21 protein-coding genes and 2 pseudogenes are annotated in these 23,010 nt (G+C 29.9%); 16 read left to right on the forward strand and 7 right to left on the reverse strand.

Going from position 1 to position 23,010, the window contains the following annotated elements; genetic code table 11:
- Positions 1 to 741, reverse strand: a 741-nt coding sequence (locus ABJD66_RS02660; protein WP_348127908.1) for an RNA polymerase sigma factor RpoD/SigA, incomplete at its 3' end; no start/stop codon positions are given.
- Between the two features lie 209 nt (positions 742 to 950).
- Here ABJD66_RS02660 and ABJD66_RS02665 point away from each other — a divergent pair.
- From ABJD66_RS02665 to ABJD66_RS02685, 5 genes are all read left to right on the forward strand, one after another.
- Entirely contained in the window at positions 951 to 1,460 is a 510-nt protein-coding gene (locus tag ABJD66_RS02665) for a DUF6155 family protein (RefSeq protein WP_348127910.1), read from the forward strand.
- Between the two features lie 149 nt (positions 1,461 to 1,609).
- Entirely contained in the window at positions 1,610 to 3,121 is a 1,512-nt protein-coding gene (locus ABJD66_RS02670; RefSeq protein WP_303544563.1) for a DEAD/DEAH box helicase family protein, read from the forward strand.
- Between the two features lie 11 nt (positions 3,122 to 3,132).
- Positions 3,133 to 4,368 carry a glycosyltransferase gene (locus ABJD66_RS02675; RefSeq protein ID WP_348127913.1) on the forward strand — a complete coding sequence of 412 codons (1,236 nt, stop codon included), beginning with the start codon at positions 3,133 to 3,135 and terminating at the stop codon, positions 4,366 to 4,368.
- 13 nt (positions 4,369 to 4,381) lie between these two features.
- Positions 4,382 to 5,224, forward strand: a complete 843-nt coding sequence (locus ABJD66_RS02680) for a 1,4-dihydroxy-2-naphthoyl-CoA synthase (RefSeq protein ID WP_170932137.1) — start codon at positions 4,382 to 4,384, stop codon at positions 5,222 to 5,224.
- A gap of 238 nt (positions 5,225 to 5,462) precedes the next feature.
- A complete protein-coding gene (locus tag ABJD66_RS02685; protein ID WP_100895932.1) occupies positions 5,463 to 6,074 on the forward strand; it encodes a DEAD/DEAH box helicase in 612 nt (203 codons plus the stop codon).
- A gap of 154 nt (positions 6,075 to 6,228) precedes the next feature.
- On the opposite strand, the gene ABJD66_RS02690 is transcribed toward ABJD66_RS02685, so the two are convergent.
- The 3 genes from ABJD66_RS02690 to ABJD66_RS02700 form a co-directional block, all read right to left on the reverse strand.
- Positions 6,229 to 7,560 carry an alkaline phosphatase D family protein gene (locus tag ABJD66_RS02690; RefSeq protein ID WP_348127918.1) on the reverse strand — a complete coding sequence of 444 codons (1,332 nt, stop codon included), beginning with the start codon at positions 7,558 to 7,560 and terminating at the stop codon, positions 6,229 to 6,231.
- Positions 7,561 to 7,678: 118 nt separating this feature from the next.
- Complete coding sequence (locus ABJD66_RS02695; RefSeq protein ID WP_348127920.1) at positions 7,679 to 8,449, reverse strand: TIGR03915 family putative DNA repair protein; 771 nt, start codon at positions 8,447 to 8,449, stop codon at positions 7,679 to 7,681.
- A 9-nt stretch (positions 8,450 to 8,458) separates the two neighbouring features.
- Positions 8,459 to 9,721, reverse strand: coding sequence for a putative DNA modification/repair radical SAM protein (locus ABJD66_RS02700; protein ID WP_348127923.1), 1,263 nt, complete (start codon positions 9,719 to 9,721; stop codon positions 8,459 to 8,461).
- 135 nt (positions 9,722 to 9,856) lie between these two features.
- Here ABJD66_RS02700 and ABJD66_RS02705 point away from each other — a divergent pair.
- From ABJD66_RS02705 to ABJD66_RS02730, 6 genes and pseudogenes are all read left to right on the forward strand, one after another.
- Positions 9,857 to 10,033, forward strand: a pseudogene (locus ABJD66_RS02705) (helix-turn-helix transcriptional regulator); the annotation flags it as partial.
- Positions 10,034 to 10,081: 48 nt separating this feature from the next.
- Positions 10,082 to 10,459 (forward strand): annotated as a pseudogene (lexA, locus tag ABJD66_RS02710) (transcriptional repressor LexA); the annotation flags it as partial.
- A gap of 249 nt (positions 10,460 to 10,708) precedes the next feature.
- The gene (gene dgt / locus ABJD66_RS02715; protein ID WP_348127926.1) at positions 10,709 to 11,950 is read left to right on the forward strand and encodes a dGTP triphosphohydrolase; all 1,242 of its coding nucleotides are present in this window, start codon (positions 10,709 to 10,711) and stop codon (positions 11,948 to 11,950) included.
- Between the two features lie 160 nt (positions 11,951 to 12,110).
- Positions 12,111 to 12,935 carry a hypothetical protein gene (locus ABJD66_RS02720; protein ID WP_348127929.1) on the forward strand — a complete coding sequence of 275 codons (825 nt, stop codon included), beginning with the start codon at positions 12,111 to 12,113 and terminating at the stop codon, positions 12,933 to 12,935.
- 165 nt (positions 12,936 to 13,100) lie between these two features.
- A complete protein-coding gene (locus ABJD66_RS02725; RefSeq protein WP_013622469.1) occupies positions 13,101 to 13,493 on the forward strand; it encodes a VOC family protein in 393 nt (130 codons plus the stop codon).
- A 62-nt stretch (positions 13,494 to 13,555) separates the two neighbouring features.
- Positions 13,556 to 14,146 carry a hypothetical protein gene (locus tag ABJD66_RS02730; protein WP_348127933.1) on the forward strand — a complete coding sequence of 197 codons (591 nt, stop codon included), beginning with the start codon at positions 13,556 to 13,558 and terminating at the stop codon, positions 14,144 to 14,146.
- A gap of 149 nt (positions 14,147 to 14,295) precedes the next feature.
- Here the strand turns inward: ABJD66_RS02730 and ABJD66_RS02735 are convergent, their stop codons facing one another.
- Complete coding sequence (locus ABJD66_RS02735; protein WP_100895940.1) at positions 14,296 to 14,448, reverse strand: YqaE/Pmp3 family membrane protein; 153 nt, start codon at positions 14,446 to 14,448, stop codon at positions 14,296 to 14,298.
- Positions 14,449 to 14,796: 348 nt separating this feature from the next.
- Between ABJD66_RS02735 and ABJD66_RS02740 the strand changes: the two genes are divergently transcribed.
- The 3 genes from ABJD66_RS02740 to ABJD66_RS02750 all read left to right on the forward strand — a co-directional run bounded on the left by ABJD66_RS02740 (position 14,797) and on the right by ABJD66_RS02750 (position 18,683).
- Positions 14,797 to 16,245 (forward strand): T9SS type A sorting domain-containing protein, encoded by a 1,449-nt coding sequence (locus ABJD66_RS02740; protein WP_348127935.1) that lies wholly within the window; start codon positions 14,797 to 14,799, stop codon positions 16,243 to 16,245.
- Positions 16,246 to 16,600: 355 nt separating this feature from the next.
- Positions 16,601 to 17,896 (forward strand): DNA (cytosine-5-)-methyltransferase, encoded by a 1,296-nt coding sequence (gene dcm, locus ABJD66_RS02745; protein WP_348127938.1) that lies wholly within the window; start codon positions 16,601 to 16,603, stop codon positions 17,894 to 17,896.
- Positions 17,897 to 17,915: 19 nt separating this feature from the next.
- Entirely contained in the window at positions 17,916 to 18,683 is a 768-nt protein-coding gene (locus tag ABJD66_RS02750) for a BglII/BstYI family type II restriction endonuclease (protein WP_348127941.1), read from the forward strand.
- Positions 18,684 to 19,120: 437 nt separating this feature from the next.
- Here the strand turns inward: ABJD66_RS02750 and ABJD66_RS02755 are convergent, their stop codons facing one another.
- Positions 19,121 to 19,483, reverse strand: coding sequence for a helix-turn-helix transcriptional regulator (locus ABJD66_RS02755; RefSeq protein ID WP_100895943.1), 363 nt, complete (start codon positions 19,481 to 19,483; stop codon positions 19,121 to 19,123).
- Positions 19,484 to 19,744: 261 nt separating this feature from the next.
- Between ABJD66_RS02755 and ABJD66_RS02760 the strand changes: the two genes are divergently transcribed.
- Together ABJD66_RS02760 and ABJD66_RS02765 are read left to right on the forward strand one after the other, a co-directional pair.
- Positions 19,745 to 21,793 (forward strand): transposase family protein, encoded by a 2,049-nt coding sequence (locus tag ABJD66_RS02760; protein ID WP_348127945.1) that lies wholly within the window; start codon positions 19,745 to 19,747, stop codon positions 21,791 to 21,793.
- A gap of 4 nt (positions 21,794 to 21,797) precedes the next feature.
- Positions 21,798 to 22,457 carry an ATP-binding protein gene (locus tag ABJD66_RS02765; RefSeq protein WP_348127947.1) on the forward strand — a complete coding sequence of 220 codons (660 nt, stop codon included), beginning with the start codon at positions 21,798 to 21,800 and terminating at the stop codon, positions 22,455 to 22,457.
- Between the two features lie 14 nt (positions 22,458 to 22,471).
- On the opposite strand, the gene ABJD66_RS02770 is transcribed toward ABJD66_RS02765, so the two are convergent.
- Positions 22,472 to 22,981, reverse strand: a complete 510-nt coding sequence (locus ABJD66_RS02770; RefSeq protein ID WP_348127950.1) for a hypothetical protein — start codon at positions 22,979 to 22,981, stop codon at positions 22,472 to 22,474.
- Positions 22,982 to 23,010: the final 29 nt, after the last annotated feature.

Here is a 23,010-nt window from a genome sequence, read left to right on the forward strand (position 1 = left end):
AGTCATAGAATGTTTATCACCTATACCGTAATATAATTTAACAACATCTGCTTCTCTAGGAGATAAAGTTTCTAATGCTCTATTAATCTCTGTATCTAAAGATTGATGCATTAATTTTTCATCTGGGTTAGGAGATTCTCCGTATTTAATAACATCGTATAAATTAGAGTCTTCGCCTTCTTTAAAAGGTGCATCCATAGATACGTGTCTTCCAGAGTTTTTCATAGACTGCTTAACCTCACTAACTGACAATTCCAATTCTTTTGCAATTTCTTCTGCAGAAGGAGGTCTTTCGTGTGTTTGTTCTAAATAAGAAAAAGCCTTTTTTATCTTATTAATAGATCCAATTTTATTTAATGGCAAACGCACAATTCTAGACTGCTCAGCTAAGGCTTGTAAAATAGACTGTCTAATCCACCAAACGGCATAAGAAATAAACTTAAAACCTCTAGTTTCATCAAATCTTTTAGCAGCTTTAACCAAGCCAACGTTACCTTCATTAATTAAATCTGGTAATTTTAAGCCTTGGTTTTGATATTGTTTAGCAACAGATACAACAAATCTTAAGTTTGCATTTGTTAATTTTTCTAGCGCAGCCTCATCACCTGCACGTATTCTTTGAGCTAACTCTACTTCTTCATTTGCAGTAATTAGATCTATTTTGCTGATATCTTGCAGGTATTTGTCTAATGATTTTGATTCTCTGTTAGTTACCTGTTTGATGATCTTTAGTTGCCTCATATATCTGTTCTGTTAATTTAAAGTTTAAAGGTACAGTATACATTTTAAAATGTTATTTTCCAAACATTTAACATATACTTTATACATTACTTATAAATAAAATACTTACCTTTTTAAATATCAATGTTTTTAAGACCAAAAAGGTTTTAAATATATTTCTTTAATTTTTTGATTTATTTGGTAACTTTCCGCAATTATAGATTTTTTGTATGAGTAAAAGAGCTTTAAAAAAGTATTTATCAGAATTAAAAAAAGGAGAATTAGAAGAACAACTTTTAGGATTGTATGAAAAATTTCCGGCTGTTAAAGCATACTACAGCTTTGTTTTTAATCCAAAGGAAGAAAAACTGGTACAAGAAGCTAAATTAAAAATAGGTAACGAGTATTTTCCTGTAAAACGCAAACGCCCCAGAGCTCGTAGATCTGTAGCTCAAAAATACATTAAAAACTTTTTGTTATTAGGTGTAGATGCTCCTTTGGTAGCAGATGTTATGCTATATAATATAGAAATAGCACAGGAGTTTGCACAGCACAAAAATGTGCCAGATGCTTTTTATAAAAGTATGCTTAATTCTTTTGAGCAAGTTGTACAGTATGTAGCAGTTAATGCAATTTTACCAGAGTTTAAAGACCGCATTTTAGTTATTTACAAGCATACGCAAGACAATAATTGGATGTTTCAAGACGGTTTTTCTAGAGCTTTAGATAGTATAGACTAAGCGCTAGGCTGCCTATTTAACAGCACTTTTTATCAGTTTTATGCTTTTAAGTTTTCTTAAAGCACAAAAATCGACTAATTTAGCAAGGTTTATTTTTAAACTTAAATACATCGTTTTTCTACGATTAATTACAAAATAGGTTATCCCATTTGGAAGAACAAAAGACAACTACAGAAAAAACATTATACGACTATCAGCAGGAAGATTTAAGTAAAATATTTACTTATTTTGATGAAAATCCTCCTGGTACAAACCTGTTGTATCAATTGCCTACTGGTGGCGGAAAAACTGTTGTTTTTTCTGAAATAGCCCGTAGATATATAGCACAAAAAAACAAAAAAGTTGTTGTGCTTACCCATAGAATTGAGTTAAGCGCACAAACATCTAAAATGTTAGATAGTTTTGGCGTACATAACAAAGTAATAAATAGTAGTGTAAAAGATTTAAACGATCAAGATAGTTACAAATGTTTTGTAGCTATGGTAGAAACTTTAAATAACAGGCTGCAAGAAGAGAACGTTGAGCTAAAGGACATTGGACTTGTAATTATTGATGAAGCCCATTATAACTCTTTTCGTAAGCTATTTAAATACTTTAAAGATTCGTCTATACTTGGTGTAACAGCAACGCCGCTTAGTTCTAACATTAAGCTACCAATGAAAGACAATTATAAAAAGTTAATTATTGGCGAGTCTATAAAGTCGTTAATTAGCAGAAACTTTTTGTCTAGTGCCAACCAGTATAGTTATGATGTAGGTTTAAAAACTTTAAAACTAGGTATTAATGGTGATTATACTGTTAAATCTTCAGATGAGTTATACAGTAACCAAACAATGCAAGGCAAGCTATTGTCTTCTTATGAAGAGCTAGCAAAAGGTACAAAAACCTTAATATTTAACAACGGTATTAGCACATCATACTACGTGTATGAAACCTTTAAAAAAGCTGGGTATAATATTCGTCATTTAGATAATAAAAATTCGGCATCAGAACGTAAAGAAATTTTAGAGTGGTTTTCTACAACACCAGATGCTATATTAACATCAGTTAGTATATTAACCACTGGTTTTGATGAGCCTACGGTAGAAACTATAATCCTAAACAGGGCTACACGGTCTTTAACATTGTATTTTCAGATGATTGGTCGTGGTTCTCGTGTAACAGATACCAAAGAAGAATTTACGGTTATAGATTTAGGTAACAATACCAAAAGATTTGGGTTGTGGAGTGAACCTATAGATTGGCAAGAAATTTTTCATTTTCCTGATTTCTTCTTAGAAAATATTAAGAATGATGAAGAAATAGAGCGCGATTTTGTTTACGAAATGCCTCAGGCCTTACGAGATGAATTTTCTAAATCTGAAAACATATTTTTTGATATTAAAGCCGAATATAAAGATGCTTTTGCTAAAGGATTAAAATCTAAATCGGTCTTAGAAAAAAGTATAGAACAACACGCAAAAATATGCGTAGAAAATAGCGAAGATGTTTTTGATGCACGTATCTTGGCCAAAAAGCTAAAAGAAGAGATACAATTTAGAGTAAGACAATACTCTTACTGTATAATGAATAATACAAAAAACTATAAAGAATGGTTAGAGGAGGATTATGAGCGTAAATTACGACTTAGTATTTCTCAGAAATTTTCTTCTAAAATGTAAATTCTTCTAGCGTGAAAAATGTTTTATTTATTGGTTTTGTTTGGCCAGAGCCCACAACAACGGCAGCTGGTGGCAGAATTCTACAGCTTATTACATATTTTACACAACAAAACTATACGGTAACATTTGCTAGTACGGCAGCAAAATCTGTCTACTCTGTAGATTTTTCATCTTTAGGTGTTTTAGAAAAGCAAATACAGCTTAATAATGATAGTTTTGATGATTTTATAAACGATTTAAATCCGGATATTGTTGTTTTTGATCGGTTTTTAACTGAAGAACAGTTTGGTTGGCGAGTAGCACAAGTTGTGCCACATGCAATACGAATTTTAGATACTGAAGATCTTCATTTTTTACGCAAAGCAAGAGAAGAAGCGTTTAAAAAAGGAAAATTACAACCTAGTGAAGAAGCATTAAAAAAATTAGAGATTACTAAGAGAGAAATTGCAAGTATTTATCGCTCAGATTTTTCATTAGTAATATCAATGTATGAGGAGCAGTTGCTAAAAAACACTTTTAAAATAGACAGTTCTTTGCTATTATATCTTCCTTTTATGTTAGATGCTTATAGTAATACAGGTAATAGTTTTAAAAACAGGAAAGATTTTGTGTGTATTGGCAATGGAAAACACAAACCTAATGTAGATGCTGTTTTGTGGTTGCATAAAGAAATTTGGCCGCTAATACGCAAAGAGCTTCCAGAAGCAAAATTACATATTTATGGCGCCTATTTACCACAACAGTTAACAGAAAAACACAATGCTAAAACAGGGTTTTTAGTACACGGTTGGGGAGAAGATGCAAACCAAATAATGCAACAAACTAAAGTAAATTTAGCGCCATTGCGGTTTGGAGCGGGCATTAAAGGTAAATTAATAGATGCTATGCGTAACGGAACACCAAGCGTAACCACTAAAATAGGGGCAGAGGGTATGTACGGTAATTTAGCTTGGAGCGGAGAAATTGCAGATACCGCAGCTAATTTTGCTGCTAACGCTGTAAACTTATATACAAATGAAGCTGCTTGGTTACAAGCACAAAAAAACGGAGCGGAAATTCTAAATACCTATTATGCTAAGACTAATTTAGAAACCAAGTTATCTAATAAAATTAGTACTTTGCAAAAAGATTTAGAAAAACATAGAAATGCCAATTTTATAGGCAGTTTACTACAGCACCATAGTTTGATGAGCACAAAATACTTATCTAAATGGATTGCAGAAAAAGAACAAAAAAACGAAGTCTAAAAATAAGATTAAAATGAAAAATATTGAGTGGAAAGTAGCTCAGGAGTTCGAGGATATTACGTATAAAAAGTGCAATGGCGTAGCGCGTATAGCGTTTAACAGACCAGATGTGCGTAATGCGTTTAGACCAAAAACTACAAGCGAGTTATACAAAGCATTTTATGATGCACAAGAAGACACGTCTATAGGTGTTGTTTTATTATCTGCAGAAGGCCCATCTAGTAAAGATGGTGTGTATTCTTTTTGTAGCGGAGGAGACCAAAAAGCAAGAGGCCACCAAGGATATGTTGGTGAGGACGGTATGCACAGACTTAATATTTTAGAAGTACAGCGTTTAATACGTTTTATGACTAAAGTTGTTATAGCTGTAGTTCCGGGTTGGGCTGTTGGTGGCGGTCATAGTTTACATGTAGTTTGCGATTTAACTTTGGCTAGTAAAGAACATGCTATTTTTAAACAAACAGATGCAGATGTTACTAGTTTTGATGGTGGTTATGGTTCTGCTTATTTGGCAAAAATGGTAGGACAGAAAAAAGCTAGAGAAATTTTCTTTTTAGGACGTAATTATTCTGCACAAGATGCTTATGAAATGGGAATGGTAAATGCTGTTATTCCGCATGATGAGTTAGAGGATACTGCGTATGAGTGGGCTCAAGAAATATTAGAAAAGTCGCCAACATCTATAAAAATGCTAAAGTTTGCTATGAACTTAACAGACGATGGTATGGTTGGGCAGCAGGTTTTTGCTGGTGAAGCTACTAGATTAGCGTATATGACAGAAGAAGCTAAAGAAGGTCGTAATGCATTTTTAGAAAAGCGTAAGCCAGACTTTGGTAAAAATAAGTGGATTCCTTAGTATTTAAGGAATAAGTGTTGTAAATGAAAAAGAGTCTTGTCGACAAAAACAAGACTCTTTTTACGAGAACACTATATGAAAATGAAAAATTTATTACTCTTTAACAACACTGCTAAAGTATAGTAGCTTTAACTTTAAATAAAATCTATGTTGTTAATACAATGGTTATTGTTGTATAACTTTGCAATTAAGTTGTAAGCTTATTTACAAATAGTGAAAACTGCTAAAAAAATATAAGATGTCGTTTAAAAAAATACATCCAGAGTTAAAAGAAGCCTTAGAACGTTTAAAAATTACAGAACCATTACCTTTTCAAAAAAATGTACTTTCTAAAATAAAAGGCGGAGCTAGTATTTTTGGTTTAGCACCAAAAGGGTCTGGTAAAACAACAGCTTTGGTTATTAGTACATTACAAAAGTTAAAGTGCCAAGAGTATCAAGATGCTCCTAGAGCTTTAATATTTGTAAAAGACAAGCAATCTGCATTAGACTTAAAACAAGAGTTTGATAGGTTTACATTTAGAATGTCTATACGTACGTACTGTGCTTATGAAGAGCAAAATATAGATGATCAAAGAGATGATATTTATGATGGCGTAGATATTGTAATAGCAACTCCAAAAAGACTAAATCGTATTTTTTATACAAATGGTATAAACTTAAATGTACTACAATTGTTTATTGTAGATGATGCAGAGTTTTTAGTAAAGCCAAGTTTGTTTTCTGAGGTTATAAGAACACCAGAAAGCATAGATAAATGTCAGTATTTGGTATTTGGGACAAAGTTTGATGACCGTATGCAGCGTATGCAAGATTCTTTTATGGCTTCTGCACAGATTGTGAAGTTGTAATTTTCTATTTGCAACTGTTACTTTTAAAGGTGAAAATGTATCACTTTTCTAAGTAAAACGAGAAGTTTAATTCTTGATAGACTTATGAAAGTATTTTACGACTATATTTAGGCTATTGCATACTATAAAAGTATAACCAAAAAGCAATTGCTTTTTAGTTATACTTTAAATCTTTCTCGTTGATATTTTTGGACCATAACTCTTTACCATCTTTATTAAAAATAGAAATAGTAAGCTCACGTTCTTTACGTGGGCCTTTTACATTTAAAATTCCAAAGTTATGCTCGCCTACAATGGTATCATCAATTTTGTAAACATTTAAAGGTTCTTTGTTATTATTAGCACCAGCTGTTAAAGAAGAACACGTAAGGTCATATAACGGATATACACTATTGCTTTCTTGCATGCGACTTAATACAGTGTGGTGCCTGTCTCCATCAAGAAAAACAACACCTTCAATTTTTGCTTCACGTATTTTTTCAATTAAGTAATTACGCTCTTTAGGAAAAGTAGCGTGGTTTTCATACATCGCTTCAGAACTTACTACTTGCCCGCCAATAACAACAAACTTAAAAGGAGCATCACTAGTAGTTAAGGCGTTTATAAGCCAGTCTATTTGTGTTTTACCAAGTATTTGTCTTTCTGTAGTGTAATTATTATTAGCTGTTCTGTAGTAGCGATTATCTAATAAAAAGAACTCTAAATCTGCCCATGTAAAAGAACCTGTGATTCCGCCTTTATTGATAATGTCATAATTAGGATTACCCCAAAATAGTTTAAAAATTTCTGATGACGTTTCTTTTAGAGGAAAACTGCTATTTGAGTTATCTGGACCATAGTCATGATCGTCCCAAATAGCATAATTGTGTGTAGAAGCCAACAATGGCTGAAGTTCTGGTAAAGACCTAGTATGTGTATAACGGTGTAATAAACCAGTACGTGAGCCCCAATCTGGTTCTCTTAAGTACGTGTTGTCTCCTAACCACAACATAAAGTTTGGATTTTTTTTATGTATAGATGTAAAAATGTCAAAATCTCTACCATATGGTTTTCCATTTCTATCAAAACGTTCTTCGTTTACATAATTACAACTACCAATAGCAAAACTAACCTCAGGTGGGTCTGTTCTCCATTTCCATAGTTTTTGAGACTCAAACTCCATAGCGTAATCTCTTTGTATCTTTTTACCATTTACAAACAGCTCATATACGTAGTTTTTACCAGGCAAAACTTTATCTGCAATTAGTTTAGCTACAAAACCAGTATTGGCCTCTGTAGTATACTTTTTTGTTTTAAACCTTTGTTTAGCATTTCCTTTTTCATAATACTCAAAATGTACCTCTGCCGCTTTAGTGGTTTGTGTCCAAAGTAACACCTCTCTCATAGTAGAATATCCTACCATAGGACCAGATTGCACTAAGTCTTGTGCACATAATAAGCTAATGTTTACTATAAATAGAAGTACAAAAAGTATATGCTTTTTCATAAAAAAAGAAGGTTTATTTAAGCTCGTAAAATTACAAGTTAATTAAAAAATACTGCTAACTAAAGCTAAATATAGTACTAATTTTATGTAAATAATTGGTTTAAACTTATAATAGACTTTAAAGAATACTTTTCTCGCTTAAGTATTTCCAATAGCGTTTAGGAACATGTTGTACGTGTAGTTTCATATTTTTTCTAGAAGCAATATTTGTACTCTTAAAATAATCGTTCCATAATTGCTGAAACTCTAATTCTATTTCAGCAAAAATCTCTGAAGACGTTTTAGTAGGATCAAAATCTGCACCTAATTCTAGCGTAATAATATCTACTTTTTCTAAGTTGTAATACAAGCCATACTTCCGTTTTAAATCATAAATAAGCCATTTTTGGTCTGCATAACGCTTCTCAAAATGCCTTTTTATTAGTGGTAACACATTAAAATCTGGCTCTATGTTAGCAAAGTAAACACCATCTTTAGTAAGTTTAAAACGCACAAAAGCTTCCATTCTATGCTTTTCTCGTCCTACGTTTTTAGTTAGTTTAGCTATTTCTAATATATGTTCATTTGTATAATCTGCTCCAACATTAACTTTAGCAGCAAACACATACACAATGGCATTAAATAAGGTATTTTCTACAGTAGGTTTTTCACTTAAAAAAGCATAATAAAACCTGCGTAAATCATTGCTAGGCATTTTCTTTTTTAAACCTGCCCAAACACGGTTACTTTTTTCTTGGTCTGTATACACAGTTTCAAAACTACCAAACAACGGTTGCTGAAATCTTTGTTCCGTAACAATAGTCACTGTTTTTAATTTCATCTCAAAAGCAGTAAAAACAGCCGTTAAAAATCCATCAAAAGAGGCGTCATAAATTAGTGTAGTTTCCATAGCAAAAGTCTATCCAAAAAGATTTAATTGGTTGCTAAGCATATCTGTGTATTTACTTTTAGAATTTTGTAGAATTAGACCTTTAATTTTCTCTGCAGTAAGATCTCGACTTTCAAACTTGTTAGATGCACAAATTAAAAAGTATTGTGCACGGTTTAATGACACGCCAATTGCCTTTAAATGCTCCCAATTAAGTTGTCTGTACCGCCTAGCTTTTAGTATTTTGTGTACAGATTTCATACCTAAACCAGGAATTCTTGCCAACATATGCTTATCTGCCTTATTTACATCTATAGGAAACTCGTGCATGTTACGTAATGCCCAACCCAATTTAGGATCAATATCTAAATCTAAATGTTGATTATGCTCATTTAAAATTTCTTCAATATTAAAGCCATAAAAGCGTAACAACCAATCGGTTTGGTACAATCTGTTTTCGCGTAGCATAGGAACAGGAGTACCAATTTGTGGCAAACGTGTGTCATAACTAATTGGCACATAACCAGAGTAGTATACACGCTTTAAATTAAAATTCTTGTAAAAATAGTTAGAGGTATACATTATTTGCATATCATTTTCACCACTAGCGCCTACAATCATTTGTGTACTTTGTCCACCAGGAGCGTATTTAGGCGTACTTTTTATAAGCTTTTTCTCGTTTTTATACTGTATAATTTCATTTTTAACCTTAATCATAGGTTTAATAAAATCTTCTCTGTTTTTATCTGGAGCTAAAAGTTTTAAGCCTTTTTTAGTCGGAATTTCAATATTAACACTAAGTCTGTCTGCATACAAACCAGCCTCTCGCATTAGCTCATCACTAGCACCCGGAATAGATTTTAAATGTATGTACCCATTAAAATTTTCTTCTAAACGCAATTTTTTAGCCACCGCAACCAAACGCTCCATAGTATAGTCTGCACTTTTAAAAATACCAGAGCTTAAAAAAAGACCTTCAATATAGTTACGTCTGTAAAAATTTATAGTCAAATCTACCACCTCTTGCACTTTAAAAGCAGCACGTTTAATGTCATTGCTTTTACGTGTAACACAGTAAGCACAGTCAAAAATACAATGGTTGGTTAATAATATTTTTAGGAGAGATACACAACGGCCATCCTCTGTGTAGGTATGGCAAATACCAGAAGCAGACGCATTACCCAATCCTTTATTGGTATTGGTTCTGTTGCTGCCGCTAGAGGAGCAAGACACATCGTACTTTGCAGCATCTGCAAGGATGTTTAGTTTTTCTTGTACACGTTGAAAAGACATACCTTAAAATTAGAGTTTAGACTGTAAAGATACAATGTAAACTAATAAAAAGTACATTTTATAATTAATTTATATCTCATATTATGATATATTAGTATGTAATTTACTATATTTGACACTGAAAACAATGCAGTTATGAACCGTATTAAGTACGTATTAGATGATAAAGGAATTAAGCAAACCTGGTTGGCAGAAAAACTAGGTAAAAGCTACAATATGGTAAATTCTTATGTACAGAATAGGAGGCAACCCAGTTTAGAGTTACTGTATGAAATTGCACAAATTTTACAAGTAGAAGCCAGAGACTTATTAGATGGTAACCAAGCCGTATTTAATACAACTACAACAGAAACCGATACGGTAAACATACCTTTAGTAGGCTCTGTAGCTTGCGGTTTACCAATATTTGCAAAAGAGCATATAGAGGCACAAATTGCCATATCTACAAAACTAGTAAAAACGCCTTCAGATTATTTTTTGCTAAGAGCTACAGGAGACTCTATGAACAAAAAAGGAATAGACAGTGGTGATTTACTACTAATTAAACGCCAGCATACAGCAGAAACCGGAGATTTAGTACTTGCCTTGTTAGATGATGAAGCTACGGTAAAAGAGTTTAAAAACAATGGTAGCAACCTTGTTTTAAAACCACACTCTACAAACCCAAAACACCAACCAATTATTTTAACTACAGATTTTAAAGTACAAGGTATTGTAGCAGATGTTATTAAGATGTAATTAAACACATAAATTTTTTAGTAATTTATTTTGTAAAAAGTAGGAGGGAAGTTGCATTTTCTCCCCAACTGTAGAAAGTGTTACCAATAACTAATTTTGTACCATTTATAAATAAATAGTACCCAATTACACATATCCGTAATTGTAGTAAAAAAAATAGTTTTACATTGTAGGAAAATTTAACAACCAAAACTAGCAAAACTACATTATGTGCGTTTATATGTAGTTACCTGTAATTTAAACTAAACAATGATATCACAAGAATTAATTGATTATACTACAAGTAAAGAATCTGAACTCTCTAAAGTTAAAGATTTAAGAGTCGATAATAAATATCAAGGTACTACTGACTATTTTAGAACCAATGCAGATATTGATTATTCTCGTGTTCTATATTCATCTTCATGTAGGCGACTTCAAGGTAAAATGCAACTTTTCGTTCCTAAAAGTCAAGTTTTTTACAGAAATAGATTGACCCATAGCCATGAGGTAGCGCAAATTGCAAAAACAATCGCTAACAAATTAAAACTAAATGACACACTTACTGTCCAAACTTGTTCATTGGCTCATGATATTGGAAACCCGCCATTTGGACATGCTGGAGAAGTATTCCTTAGCAAAGTTTGTGAAAAAAATCCATATGAAGGCAACGCTCAGACATTTAGGATATTAAATCGGATTGAAGAACGACATCACGATTTCAATGGATTAAACCTTACTATTAGGACTATGCTAGGTGTTGTAAAATATTTTAAGCCTGAAAAAGAAGAAATCAAAAATCAAAAACAAGAAGTTGAAATAGTAAAGAATAAAAAGTTTTTATATAACAAAGATTACGACCTTGTTAAAAAGTGGTTAAATGAACACAAAATCCAGCATAAAACAATTGATTGTGAAATTATGGATTTATCTGACGAAATATCCTATGCAATTCATGATTTGGAAGATGCTTTGGGACTAAACTATTTTACCATAGACGAACTTCTTTATGAATTTTCAATTAGAAGTGAATATAAAGATGTCATAACTGAATTCAAAAAATTCAATGTACTCGCAAGACAGTTTGCTGAAAAAGCTCACGTATACAAATCATCAGAAGAATACGCTATGCTTTATAGAAAAGAATTAACATCAATTTTAGCAAATGCATTTGTTAGAGATGTTAATTTAGTGAATGGCAAATTAGGTTATAAAAATTTAGGGAATTTAGTTCATGGCTTGAAAAAACTAACATTTGAAGCTATAAAAAGACAACCTGACATTATTGAATATGAACAATTAGGTAAACACGTACTAACGAAATTGTATGATTTATATACTGATAAAAATTACAATAGGGATATGGTACTACTTCCGGCTAATTACAGAGTAACTGATAAATGGGAAAGAAAAGTTCAAGATTACATAGGTGGTATGATGGATATTTATGCAATACAACAGTACGAAAAATATTATGGTAAACTTTCTGATAAAGGAATTTACTTTAAATAAAAACTACAGGTAACAATGGCTCTAAGTAATTGCTAACTTGCATACTTTTAAAATCCTTGTGGATTTTTAGCTTAGCTTTTGCTTGCTAAGTTAAGGACTAACCCACGCAACTACTGATAGCCGAAACCGTTGGCAATAATTAAAATGCACTCACAATCAAATGAAAAAAACTCTTATTCTACTAATTATTCTTACACTTACTTCGTGTGCTTCAGTTTTCAATAAACGTATTATTAAAAAATTAGGAGTAGAAAACGAAAAAACTGAATTAAAATTTATAGATAATATAGAGCAAGAAATTATATTTATCCCAATGCATCACGTTGGCAGGAAAAGATATTACAATGACATTGCTAATAAAGTTGATTCACTACAAAAACTGAAATACGTTGTTTTTTACGAAGGTGTAACTGATAATAAAGAAAAAGATTCATTAATTAGAAAAAAAAGTCTTTTAAAATTAAGAAGAATTATGGGGTTTTTCCCTCAAGGTAAAAAGGGATATTTAGATACAACTACCAACATCATTGCAGGTAAAATAAAATATAAAGGAAAATATAAGTTAATTAATCAACCTAATTATAAACTCTTAAAAGTAGATAGCTTATCTTCAATTAGAGCAGATATTAATTTGACCGAATTGATTACTGATTTTGAGAAAAATTATGGTAAAATTAAAATAGACAGTTGTGATTACAAAACAGACCTTAAAGACAAAAATTACAGGTGTGGAAAAGCTAAAAGAGGTTTAAGAAAAAAATTTGAAAATGGTTACGTCAAAGATTACAGAAATAAATATTTAGCTGAACAAATATTCAAAAGCAACAAAAATAAAATTTTAGTCATATATGGAGATGCACACTTTTTTGGATTATATTGGGAATTAAACTTACTAGATAATGATTATACAATAATTAGAACCTTTAAAAAAGACTATACAAGAGATTCAATTAGGACATTTAAAAAAAATATTATTAAAAAATAACTATTGCCAACACCATATATAATTAATCACTATTCTAGTCTACTTACTAATCCCGAAGCATCAGGAATCACGGGCTTTCTATTCAGTTTTTATTTGCTAAATTAGGTGCTTAAACTAAGCAGCTAATCTTATACAAAACCGATGTGTTTAACCTAAAAAAACACTATGGACTTTAAACGAACAGGAATAATATTATACACTATTGAGTATAAAAAATGTGTAGACTTTTATGAAAACATACTTGAATTAAACAAAATGTTTGAAACTGAAAATTTAACGTGTTTTGAATTTGGAAACTCTTATTTGATGGTAGAGCTAGACGATGAATATAACGGAACACAAACTGAATCTGAACGAATTAAGACTTGCTTACGAATGAACGTTTCAAACGTTAAAATTCTTGCAAACAAACTGATTGAAAAAAATATTGAAGTAGACTACCAAGAACACACTTGGGGAACAATTGCGAAATTTTTTGACCCAGACGGAAATTTATGTGCCTTTAAGGACAATGAAACGTTTGAAAAGCAAATTGCAGACGGAATTAAAGTGAACTAAGCAGAAGATTAATAGGTTATTAACGCTTATACAAAACCATTGTAAAACATTAACAAAAACATATGAAAAAGTACTATTATATAACGTCAATTATTTTTTTACAATTATTGTTTTCTTGTAAAAACAACTGTACACCAGATATTACAGGAGTAAACTTAACCAATTCCATTTTTCTTACTCCAATTGATTCTTTAAAAAGTGTTGATGCTAACAGTTATAGAATTGAACTTCGTTTAGATATAGATGAAATAAATAAAAGACGAGATAAAGATTGTATTAAAGGAGAAAAAGGACTAAAAAGTAATATTAAAGAGCTAAGTATTGTTTCAAATACTAATATTTTTAATATTATGGCTGGAGAAAAAATTAATCTTGACAATTTTAGAATTTATGACTATGCTGGATTAATCTCAGATGATTACGGTGAGGATATTGATGCTAATTTTAAAAGATATAGGTTAAATGAATGGATTGATATCATAAATAATGATTACAGAGATGCATACGACTCAACCTATAAGTTTTATAATGAATTTTATATCGAATTCTCAGACAAAAATCAGTCAGCAAATAATGTCAAATTCAAATTAATAATAACATTAATGAATGGTAATGTATTTGAAGCAGAAACAAAGCCTATAAATATTAAATAACTGTTTACAAATTGGAAGAAAAAATGTTTGTAATAAAAATTGCAATAGTTAACAAAGTACTTTAGCTAAAATAAAACCTCACTAATCTTAAGCCAAAGTACTTTTATATGTATCACTGAATATTACTTTAATTTATATTGTAAGCACATTTAATCATTAACAATAAATGCGTGTATAACTCCTGGTAACCACCCAATAATAGTTAGTATAAGACTAATTAAAAATGTTTTTCCTATTCCGTGTTTCATAAATACGGCTAATGGTGGTAGTATAATATTTAGTATAATTGTTACTAATGACATATGTAGTTGTTTTAATTGTTAAACAGTTGTGATATTTGTTTTTGTAAGTATTTTTATGCTAAATTAAATGTATTATAACTAGTGCTTTATCTCAATTAGTCATATTGTTAACCTTATCAAGTAAATAGTAATTTGCACATCGTTTTTATAGATTTTCTAATCTATTTCTTCACTAATATTTAGCAAAAAAAGAATATTTAAATGTAAACTCCCTTAATAAGTAGTGAATTATCCAATGCTAATACTATTTTATCCAACCCGTTTACTATATATTTTTGTAATACAATTCTTACTACTTTTGATTCATAATTAGAACTATAATTATTAATAACACAAAAGAATTTAGTTATGAAATCAAAAATTATGAGAACAAAAAAGTTAGCTTTAAGTTTTCTTCTAGTAGGTGTATGCTTCATAGGATACAGTCAAAAGCCTAAAGGACAAACATCAAATCCAAATGATAATTTTAAATTATTAAACGATTTTTCTGATGAATTTAATACAGGAAATATCAATTGGAACAAATGGAGTAAAACAGCTAATTTACCCAGTACAAAAGCCTGGAAATGGAATAACAATGCTAATGCTAAATCTGTAAATTTTAGTGGAGAAGGTGCTGTTGAGTTAACTATGCGTCAAAATGCAAATAATGCTATAGATGGTATTACTTATTTTAAAAGTGGCTGTTTACAAACTATTAAACAATTGCCTAAAAACTTTGTAGGTTATGTAGAATCTAGAATTTATGGTGCAGAAATTAATTCTCCAAAAGCTACAGGTCTTGACAAAAATAGAGGCGTATGTCCTTCCTTTTGGTTATACAGTAAGTTTTTTGATAATAAACCAATTGGAGAAGCTGTGTATACAGAAATTGATATAGTAGAACTACAGCAATTTGATTTTGACCCTAATGGTCCTGTTGGTCACCAACAAGATTTTATTACAGATGCAGAATCTAATCTACACTTAGTAAAAAAAGCAAGTTTTGGTAGAGATTGGTTTAGACCAAAACAACCAAAAGCAAGAGCTACTCAATTAAATAAGTATGAGCTACCTGGTAAATTTGATCCCACACAAGGTTGGCATACCTATGGTTGTGAAATTACACCTACTAAATTATATTTTTATGTAGATGGTGTAAGAGTAGGTAGGGCATTAAACAACACATACTGGAGCGATAATCCAATGTATGTTATAGCATCATTAGGGTTAAGAGTTCCTTTTGTAGACTTTAAAGGAAATGTATTTGAGCCTGTTAACCCAGAAGTAAATCCTAGAGCAAAAAAGAATATAGACGAAATGCCAGTATCTATGCACGTAGATTATATAAGAGTTTGGAAAAAAGAGGGTACAGGAGCAGCTAGTAATGCTACAGATGGTAATTGCTCATCAGCTACAACTTGGAAAAAATCAGGAAATTTTTTAATAGGAGACAAAGTAAAGCTTAACAATGCAATTTATGAACTAAAAGCTGGTAATGGCACTTGTAGACCAGGTGGTGCTTCTGGCTGTTCTGCAAACCAATGGACTAAAGTATCTGATTGTACATCTAATAGCAGTATTATTAATACTGACTCAGGAACAGTATATCCAAACCCAGCCAATACAGTAGTTAATGTGGTAGCTAGTAAAGGAGATTTTATTAGAATTATTACTTCTGTAGGCACAGTAGTACGTACCGTAAAGGCTAAAAATAGTACAACTGTAATTAATATTTCTGCATTACCAGCAGGTTTGTATACTGTTACAATTACTGGTAACAACAAAAATGAAACAAAACAATTGCTTATTAATTAGCTAAAATTTTACATAAATTAAATAATAAAGGCAGAATTAAACTTAGGTTTGATTCTGTTTTTTTTTGGTTTTTAATGAAACAACGTAGGAGGGAAGTGGAACTTTTTTTATGCTACCAATTACGGATTTCCGTAATATATACGTTGTAGGAATTAGTATTTTTAGCGTGATGAAAATATGGTGTTAATAGAACACTTTTTATGCGACGACGTAGGAGGGAAGTGGAATGTGTGTGAAATGGATTAAAAAGATGATTGTTGAAAACTACTTTATTTAATTAATAATATCTATACCTTTTTTCGATTTAAAACAATATTTTTATTTTTCGTAATTAAAACTAAATAAATATTGATTTATGCCGATTAGAGTCGTTGAATTATTTGCTGGTGTTGGAGGATTTAGAGTAGGACTTGAAGGTTACCCTAAAAGAGAAAACTCTAACTATGATGTTGTTTGGAGCAATCAATGGGAACCAAGTACTAAAATGCAACATGCAAATTTAGTTTATAAAAACCGTTGGCCTGACTCAAATCATAGTGGAGAAAATATTGCTGATGTAATTGAAAACAATTTTGAACAAATACCAGATCATGATTTACTTGTTGGTGGTTTTCCTTGTCAAGATTATTCCGTAGCGACTACTTTAAAAAACTCTAAAGGTTTAAGAGGTAAAAAAGGTGTTTTGTGGTGGAGTATTGAAGCCATTTTACGCGGAAAAGGAGAAAACAAGCCTCAATATCTTATGCTTGAAAATGTTGATCGTTTATTGAAATCACCTTCAAATCAAAGAGGACGTGATTTTGCAGTTATGTTAGCTTCTTTAAATAACTTAGGTTATGCTGTAGAATGGAGAGTTATAAATGCAGCAGAATATGGAATGCCACAAAGGAGAAGAAGAGTTTTTTTTCTAGCCTATCATAATACTTCTGATATTTATAGGAGAATAAATGAAACAGACGATAAAATAGATTGGTTAGACTCTGATGGAGTTATTGCTAATGCTTTTCCAGTCAAGAAAATTAATGAAAAAATCTACATAGATAATATTGGTGTTGATTTAATAGAAGTTTCAGAAAAATTTAATTTAGATGGAAAATTAAGCCCTTTCCAAAATTCTGGGATAATGATTAATGGAGAATTTACAACAGTTAGAACTAAACCAAATTATAATGGTATTAGAAGATTTCTTGGAGATGATAATATACTAATCAATTTAAATGAAGTACCTGAAGAGTTTTTTATAAGTGATGAAGACATTAATAAAGTAAAAGGATGGAAATATCTTAAAGGTTCAAAAAGTGAAATAAGAACAACTAAACAAGGGTTTAAATATAATTATAGTGAAGGTAGTATGATTTTTCCAGATGCTTTAGATAATGCTTCAAGAACAATTATAACAGGAGAAGGAGGGAAGTCACCTTCTCGATTTAAACATGTTGTGAACCAAAATGGAAGACTGAGAAGATTAACACCAATTGAACTTGAACGTTTAAATATGTTTCCAGACAATCACACTAAATTAGAAGGAATAACAGACACAAAAAGAGCATTTTTTATGGGAAATGCTTTAGTTGTCGGGATAGTAGAAAAGTTAGGGCAAGAATTAAGCGAAAGGATTAACGCAAATATAAACCAAGAACAATTTGTATAAATAATCAAATCAATAAATTATGGATATTGAAAATTGGTTGAAAGAGGATTCAGGAAAATTAAAAATAAGCAAACAATATTTCCATCATCACGCTTATGAGATAATGAATACTCACGATAAACTAAGAAAAGATTTCAAAGAAACACTTTCATCTTTAATAGAAATTAAACCTAGAATTAAGCTCACTAAAGGAAATAAAAGTAAAGCTATTGAAGCGGGTTATTTAAATAAAGAAATTAGACGAATACTTACTGAAGTACCTGATAATAAATTAAAACTAGAGGTTAGTGAAGAGCGTGGAGTATTTTATTTTAGCGAAAATAAAGGGTCAATAGGTGGATTTGACTTTGCAATAATAAATCATTCTCAAAATATTAATGCATTGCGTAATTTGTGTTTTGGAGAATTACGATATCATAATGGTTTAAAAAGATGGAATGATTTTTTAAGTAAAAACCCTGATTTAAAAGCTTTAGCTGATTCACTTATTAATATTGAAAAGACTGGAAACGATTTGCTTTATAAAAAAACATCAAGAGATAGTCCATTAATAGTTGGTGAAATCCAATTTGGGAATTGGGCTCTTGCTTACAGAGATTTTTTTAAAGTTTTGAAAGCTAATGTTCAAAATTCGGTGGATTGCTTAATCTATATAGTACCAACAGGAAATTTAGAAGCCATGTTAAGTGGTGGCATTGTCACATTTGATAAAACCAAAAAGATATTAGAAGATTTTGCAAAAGTAATTTCTGTTCCTGTTTGGATTATTGGTTTGGATATAGATTGATTTATAAAAATTAAAATTTTAATAGAGTTTATATGGTATTGGGAAAAACAAGTTTAACTAAATTAATAAATGTAGATAGCCTTATTGATAACCATTCTTTGTATAATATAAAATCAGCTAGTTACGATTTAAGATTGGGCACAATCTACAAGGATAAAAAGATTTACAGTGATGATTACAATTCAAATAAAGGAAGAATTGAAATTATAAAACAATCGAGAGCTTCGTAGCGGCTATTTTACATAACGGCTAATTATAGCTTACAAATGGTTAAACTGTAACTGTTAATTTAAAATTGACATTTCGAGTTACGGTAAAAAACTCTCGATTTATTAATGTTTATAGGAGGTAAGAAGTTTTTTTGAAAATATACCTAACAATTTAAAACTGCTAAAAAAGCATTTTTTTAGATTAATGCTAAATTAAAATTACCATTTTTATTTTTTAAGCATTTCTTCATTTATTGATGATTCTAAAATCACAAGATCAAAAATCTTCTCTATTGCATTTTTAGACTCTTTACTTATTACTTCTAAATTTTTAAGCTTTGTATATTTTGCATCCAATTTTATAAAATCTGGATCATCATTATTTGTAGTGTAGATTAACTTATTAGTTAACTCTTCTATTCTAACATTTAAAGCATTAGCAAGCTTAAGAATTGTTTTCGCTGATGGTTTGGCTTTGTTATTTTCATATCTACCTATTTGTACAAAGGACACACCTGATTTGTTCTCTAGTTCAACTAAAGTTAGTCCTCTTAGCGTCCTTAATTCTTTAAGTCTCTCACCTATTGTCATTGTTTTTTGAATATTAAACTTTTTTATATTATTTTTATATTATTTTTATACTTTTATAGAAAACTAAATAGCTTTTAGTGTAAAAAGCAATTTTTATTAAGTACATATTGTTATTTACAATATATGCAATACTTGCAATACCTGCAATATAAATAAAAGGGAATCCCGATTTTCTTAATTAGAATTTTTTAGAATAAAGATTAGAATAATATTATTTAGATACAATGACTTAAAAGTATATATTAATTAAACTCTTGACAAATGGATAATTACAAGATTAAAGATAAGAAACTAATAATTTCTATTGATTATTTAGTTGATTTAGGTTGTAACCGAAGAACTATGGAAAATAGTATCTCAAAGTTCAACAAAGGTAATTCTATTTTTTTTCACGCCCATAAGGATCCAATAACCAATAAGAAATGGATTTATTATGAGTCAATTCCGAAACGTCTTTTAAAAAAGTTTAATATTTCTACAAATAGGGATATAGCCTTAAAAACATTAAGAGAAATAGAAAAAAATGACGTTTTAAAAATTAGAAGTGAAATAAATTTGTTATTAACAATTCAATGGGAAAATCCTATTTATTGGAAACAGTATATACCTAATTATACACTATATTTTTTAGATGCTGAAAAAAGAAATTTATTTGCAAAAACCCATTCTATCATTAGTTGTGTAATAGAATTAAAGAAGAGTAGAAATTACAAACTAATTGATATTCATGCGGTTTATTTAAAATTTGAAAATGCAGTTTTTTGGAATGAAAGTTATAATTATTTCTCTAAAAAAATTTTACAAGCCGAAAGAATGGGCATTCCTGATGCTTTAGTTCACGGATTTAAGCGCTTTGGAAGAAATAATTATCGGTTAAATAATTTTGCTAAAAAGAGAATTATATATTATTACTGTATTTCTAAGACGTATTCTAGAAAGCAAATTAGAGATAACGTTAATTTAGAATTAACAGAGAGAGGCTTAAATACAATCTCCTATAATTCAGTAACACTTTTTATTCGTAATAATGAGTTTCGAAATAAATATGATATATTAAGGAAAGGAATTGAATTCGGATATAATGATTTATTTCCATACCTAACACGTAAAGAGCCTCAATTTATTGGAGAATTATTTCAAATAGATTCAACAAGATTAAACATTAAATACCTTTCTGAAGATAAAAAAATTAAGTCCCTATACCTGTGTGTTGTAATGGATGTTTTTACTAGAAAAATTATTGGTTATTCATTCTCAGATTCAGAAAATCAAGTTTTAATAATGGAATCTATTAAAATGGCGTTTAAGGAGTTTTCTATAATTCCCAAACAAATTGTTGTAGACAGCCATTCATCATATTCCTCTGAAGAATTTAAAAAGTTTATTAATATAATGGATGAATATGGAGTTGATGTAAGAAAATCGAGACCGTATAACCCAAGAGATAAGGGTCACGTAGAAAGATGGTTTAGAACATTTTCAAGTTCATATTTAAATCAATTAATGGGTAATTTAGGTTATGGCATTAAATCTAAGATTGCTGACGGTAGAGCAGCTCAAAGTTTAGAGAGATTTTATAATAAACCTTCAAACTTACGAACTAAAAAACAGTTAATCGATGCTATTACTTGCCTTATTAATACCTGTAATAACGATAAAAAAGTAGAAAAGAACTCCAAAGATACTAGTTGGTTAGCTACAAAAAGAAGTTTTTTAAAAAGGGACATAGCTAAAATATTCTTTAGTCAAAAAAGAATAAAAATAAGAAACTCGATGGTCAGAATGAGTGTAAAAGGTTTAGTAGTAACTTATACTATACAAAACATTAAGAAAGCCAATCAGCTTAATAATGAATATGTTTATGTAAGATATGATGAAGACAATCTTAATTCAATATACTTATTCGATATGAAAAATGGAGAATATATATGGAAATTAGAAATAGACGAGCGTATAGCTATAGTACCTAATCCTGAAGAACTAGTTAAGATTAAAAAGTTTAGCGAAAAACAGAATCAACGAATGCAAGATCAATTTGACATGGTAAAGAGAGATTTGGATGAAGGTAAGGAGGAACTAAATTCTATACCAATACTTCAAGATTACAATTCTAAAAAGACCAAAGAAGAAATCTATCGCCAAGCTGAAGATGATTATTTAATTTCAGAAATAATCAGTTTAAATTATCCTAAAGATAAGGGCAAGCGATTTATGAAGAGAAAAAAAGAAAAATATAAAAGTAATAACACTTATAATAAAGTAAGAAATGAGATGAGGAAAAAAGATAGTATTAGAATTATAGAAGATTAGATCTATGAGAATTTATGCTACTTTAAATTTTTTAATGATTCAAGAACTGTGCAAAAGCACAAAAGAAGAATTAAAAATGATAGCTATAATAGGTTATCCTGGCGCAGGAAAAACTGTTGGACTTAGTTATTATCAAAAAACAAATAAAAATGTAATTTATATGATAGTACGAAAGAGTATGAGTGCTAAAGAATTTTATATTGAGTTATTAAATGCGGTGGGTTATGAAGGTGATGTTTTAAATTTATCGTTATACGATATAATTAATGTTATCGTTTCTAAGATTAGGGCAAGGAAAAGAAAATTATTATTAATAATAGATGAAGCAGGAAAATTTAAACCAAGACAATTAGAATATATTCACGAGCTTAGAGATCAAACAAGTGACAGATTAGGAATCATACTAGCCGGGCCAGAATATTTTTATGATAATTTATTTCTTTGGAAAGAAAAAAAAGTAATAGGAATCCCTGAAGTATTTAGGAGGATTGAAAAAATAGAGACATTACGGTTACCAACTTTTAAGGAAATCAGTGATATATGCAAGGATTTAGGAGTTAATAGTGATATAGAAATAAAAAAATACAGAGATGTAGATAATTTTAGTGAATTAGCTAATCGTTTAAAAAATAGACCTTCAGAAGAAGAAAAAGATATTGATTAAAAAATTATATATGACTATATATAGTTATTTATTTCATTTTCAAATTCAAATGATTCTATTTTCCAATTACTATCCCTTTCAACCCTTATTAACCCTTTTCTTTGTAATAGATTAATAATTTTCCAAATTTTAGTATCTAGTATATCATTATTAAAGATATGTCTATATATCAGTTTTTTGTCTTTAAGTTTTATTATTCCTGTTAGTACTTTTAACTCAGAATCAGTTAATTCTCCAAGGATAATATTAATAGGTTTTTTTATTTCAGAATTTAGACTATAGTTTGGTGAATATTGTGCGCAAGTTTCACAAACTATAGGATTTTTCTGAACTATTTTTAGAAACTCATTCCTGTTATTTACTTTTACTTTTATTTTTTGAAAACATAATGTGCAGTTTTTAAAAGTTAATATGGCATATGAATGTTCAGATATTTTGTTTCTAATGTCCTTATCTAAATTTATTTCCTTAAAAACGAAATCAGACTCTTTTTTGTCATACCCCCAATATTCAAATATGGGCATTCTCGAATCTTCAGGAACACAGTCTGTTA

The sequence above is a fragment of the Cellulophaga sp. genome (assembly GCF_039943695.1).
GTDB lineage: Bacteria > Bacteroidota > Bacteroidia > Flavobacteriales > Flavobacteriaceae > Cellulophaga.